Here is an 817-nt window from a genome sequence, read left to right as displayed (position 1 = left end):
CCGAACTCGGACTGCGCTGGTATTTTGCAGGAATTACCGAAGACGGCAACAACGAAGGCAGTTATCTTGCGGTTCGCACGCAATGGGCTTATCAGAGAATGGCATTTATTAAATCCTACCCCGAAGAGCATAACCAACTCTATACCTATAGTGTGAGTCTTGTAGGGGAACGATCGTGGAATATCAACGACCGCTGGGCGATCAAGACACAAATAGGGATTGGCAATATTTGGAATGTTGAAAGTAAACGTCAGAAATGGGAGAATCGTAATCTTGATGGCTATCACGTTGGCAATGAATATGGAACGTTTTGCCCCGCGGACATCGGTGTGACTTATCGCTTCTAAACATAGCGTTTTCTCCTCTATTCGTATAGATATAGCGCAGCAAGTGGGCAGTGATGCCTGCGTGCTGCGCTGAGTGGGGTGAGCTATGAGCAACCCATCGGAGGGAAATTCTCTCTCGTGGGCAAAGCAGGGGTGACGATGCTAGATCAGGGCAACCCATGGGCGTATAGCGGTTTTCAACCCGCCGCAGAACTCGGCCTGCGCTGGTATTTCTCTGGTGTTTCTCCCAGCAATGCCAACAACGAAGGGAGCTACCTTGCGCTCCGCAGCTTCATCAGTTATCAAAAGATGGCGTTCTTGGCCGCTCGTCCCGACCAGTATCACCACGTAGCCGCATTTGACTACTCTCTTGTGTGGGGGCGCACATGGAATCTCAATCCACGCTGGGCATTAAAAACACAAATCGGCATCGGCGCGCATGGCTATCTCCGCACCGCAGCGCAAGAGGATTTCTACAATCAGCCCGAAAA

2 protein-coding genes are annotated in these 817 nt (G+C 50.8%); both read left to right on the top strand.

Going from position 1 to position 817, the window contains the following annotated elements; all coding sequences use genetic code 11:
* Nucleotides 1-347, top strand: a 347-nt coding sequence (locus HMPREF9999_RS10445; protein ID WP_009437302.1) for a DUF3575 domain-containing protein, incomplete at its 5' end; no start/stop codon positions are given.
* Between the two features lie 78 nt (nt 348-425).
* The coding region (locus HMPREF9999_RS04775) for a DUF3575 domain-containing protein (protein ID WP_009437301.1) at nt 426-817 on the top strand (392 nt) is incomplete at its 3' end.

The organism is Alloprevotella sp. oral taxon 473 str. F0040 (assembly GCF_000318095.2).
Classification (GTDB): Bacteria; Bacteroidota; Bacteroidia; order Bacteroidales; family Bacteroidaceae; genus Alloprevotella.
Note: the sequence above shows the minus strand (reverse complement) of the source record. Positions and strands in the feature narration are given on the sequence as shown.